The organism is Streptomyces sp. NRRL F-2664 (genome assembly GCF_000719345.1).
Classification (GTDB): domain Bacteria; phylum Actinomycetota; class Actinomycetes; order Streptomycetales; family Streptomycetaceae; genus Streptomyces.
Map to the genome: position 1 here is coordinate 1 of NZ_JOFX01000142.1, position 3,082 is coordinate 3,082.

Sequence of the window (3,082 nt, forward strand, 5' to 3'; positions counted from 1 at the left end):
GACAACTCCTGGTCATACGACAGAGCCAGCGCAAACCCCGCCTCACCACGCCCCGCCGTCGCCAGCAGCGGCACCTCCAAGGAGTAGCGGCCGGTCCGCACATCCACCGCGCCGCCGACCTCCTCACCGGGGGCGAACACACCGGACACGGCGCCGGAGGCACCCGGCACCGCTGATGCTGCGGCTGCGGCGGCCGAGCGGGAGCCGGGAGCCGCGAACGCCTCCCCCGTAACAGTGCCGGCCGCAGCCAGGGCCAGCAGACCGGCCACACCACCCCGGCGAACACGCCGCACAGCAGCAGAGGACAAGGAAGAAGAAGGCACAGAAATCCCCGGGGACAGGCGGAGCGGGCAGTTCCGTCCAGGAGAGCAGGACCCGGGGGCTGGCGTCTCTCCTCCGAATAGCCCTGTGCCGTATAGGGGGCCGCAGCGCAGCTGCGGAGAAGGCCGGGCAGACCGACCCCATGGCTGCCGACCGCCAGGCTCTGGGTATACGGCGTGCGGCCGCTGTCGACGCCTCTAACCGCAAGCTGCGGCTAGAGGCGTCGACAGCTGTCAAAGCGACGCTTGGTGATGGGTGCTTAGCCCTCCGCGGCCGCCGCTACCGGCGGCTAACTCAAAGTGCTGCTGGCAGAACCGGCCGCCGGTAGCACCGTATTCGGGGGCAGCGCCACCGGCGGCGTCCGCAACATGTACGGACTGCGGACCGCCCCGGTGGGGACGCGGGACAGTCCGCCGCACCCCGCAGGACTCACATACGAGGAGTCAGAATGGTGATTCCGGCAGGGGCGCACAGCGACCATAGACGCACCGAGACACCACTGGAGAGCGCTGCGGGGCGCAGGAGCGCAGATCTGTCCGACCGGAAGAGCGATTCAGGCCAACCGATAGGCAAATCCACGCCGACCAGAGGACCCAGGCGCACGTCCCGCCGCCGTTATGCCGTACAGCTCGCGGCACAACTGCCATCCGCAGCAGTCGGACCTGGGCGCGCCGAGCTGCTGATGGAGCAGCACCACCCCGTAGAGCGGCTCTGCTGTTCCCTGCGGGCGATTGCGGTCCTGTCCGCAGTTCCTCCGTCCCGCCCGCAGCGAGCTCGCTCTGGGCGATATGGCCTCTCATGCACGGGGTATCCCTGCCAGGTCCAGAAAACCGCACAGCCGACCCGATGACAGGCCGGTCGACCCTTTGCGGAGGTGGGTCAGAACAGTGCCAGAGCTTCGCCGCTCGTGTCGGCGACAACAAGGCGGGACTCCGGGGGGAGGCCGTCCAGGCGCTCCGGGCCGGCGTCGGCCGCTATCACCGGGGCGGTGTCGGCCAGCCAGGTGCCGAACTTCCCGAGGGCCTCACGGTAGGGGACCCGCGTCAGGATGCGGTGCTCGCCGGAGGGACAGAAGTCCACGGAAACGGTGAGCAGGCAGGATCGGGGCGTGTTCTGGCTGCCCGTCCATGAGACGCGCAGTACCCCGCAGGGCTTGCGCGTGCGGCCTTGGCGGTGTGTGGGGCGCAGGGTGCGGCAGGCGGTGTGAGCGGTCCATGCCGCCAGGTGGGGAAGGGGCAGGGTGGTGCGGGCGCGGCAGCCCGGACACCGGTGCCAGTGGTGCAGCCAGTCGACGGTGTCTGTGCCGAAGAGGCGGCTGTAGCGGCCGGCCACCCGGATATCGTTGTTGTACAGGTGGTCAGGACGTTCCAGGGTGTTGCAGGACAGGCAGACCGGAGCGCGGACGTAGCCGTGTTCATGGCAGTGGTCCAGCACCGCTGCAGGTGCTGTGCCGCAGACCGCGCACACCCACCCGGCTACTGTCCGGGACATCCCGGGCCGTCTGGTCAGCACTGAGTACAGCTGGCCTTGCAGCTCCCCCGCGTAGGGGCGCAGTTGGACGGTTGGGTCGGCCTCGCCTGTCGCGGGCGGAGTGCCGTCGGCTGTGGCTCGGGGCTGCATGGGGCGTGGCGACTCTTCGGTGGCCGGGGTACTCAGATGGGCCTGCAGCCACCGGGTTTCGGCGTGTTCGGCGGCGTCCAGCAGTCTGACGACGGCACGCGGAAGCCACCACGACCGCTCCGCCCCATCGCGGCGCCGTTCCACCAGCATCCGCCGCCAGTCGACCCCCGCCCTATGGGACGGCGGTTCGGACTTATAACTGCCTTGCCTGTCGGCCTGGTTCCGGGATTGGAGTTCCCGGCTGATGCTCTGGCGCCATCGCCGCAGCGTCCCAGCGGACCGGTCCTGCTGCGGCACAGGGTGGAAGGGGCCGATACGGACGAGGTCAAAGGCGTCCAGTTCTACTGTGTTCCATGCCGCCGCAGCCTGGCGCAGTTGAGCTGTGGGGACCCTCCACTGGCCGTTGTTTGTGCTGACCAGCTCTACCACGCAGGTGCCGAGCACGACGTACTTCCCCGCCCGGACACCAGCAGAAGGGCGGGTGAAGACGGCAGACGCAGCTGGAACCGTACTGGCGGCTGTCAGACCGGCCCACATGCTGTCCGCGGCGGCCAGAGGGGCCAGGCCATCAATATGGCCACCCGAAAGAACTCGTTCGGACATACCGACAGACTAGCGGCCCACACCAACAGGCTGACAGCCCGTGCCGCGTGCGGAAGGACCGGCCTGGCCAGCGGCAGGCTCCAGCGAACGAACGAGGCAGTCGTCTTCGCAGGCGTAGGCGCGGGGCCGCCGACGCCGGCGCCGACCGCAGTCCTCGGAGGTCTGCAGTGGTGGCAGCCGCGGGGGAGAGGCGGCCCGCACCGGCGCCGAGAGTGGGTTCTCACCGGTCACCGGAGCCGAAACAGACCGAACTGGCTGGGGCAGGGCCCTCTGCGGCCCGCTTTGGGGCTCGGGGCTTCACCCGGCGGGGACTCATCGGGAGCCCCGGGCAGCAGCTGCGGCCTGACGGACGAGGTACGGGACCTCTTCGGGTGCGGCCCAGGTGTCGTCCCAGCGGTGACACGGCTGCGTGATCCCGCGTCCGCGAGCACGGCCTAGCTGTATTGATCACGAGCGTTGTTAACAGGGCTGGGTCTTGATCATGGCGAAGACCTCCGGTGTGGTGGAGGTGTCTAGGCTCCACACCACACACGGAGGT

At 69.3% G+C, this 3,082-nt stretch carries 2 protein-coding genes; both read right to left on the reverse strand.

Annotated features, from left to right (window positions below; translation table 11 throughout):
- The coding region (locus IF89_RS46650; protein WP_199820624.1) for a hypothetical protein at positions 1–269 on the reverse strand (269 nt) is incomplete at its 3' end.
- A gap of 931 nt (positions 270–1,200) precedes the next feature.
- On the reverse strand, positions 1,201–2,544 hold the full coding sequence (locus tag IF89_RS0134710; RefSeq protein WP_030776824.1) for an endonuclease domain-containing protein: 1,344 nt from the start codon (positions 2,542–2,544) through the stop codon (positions 1,201–1,203).
- Between the last annotated feature and the right edge of the window lie 538 nt (positions 2,545–3,082).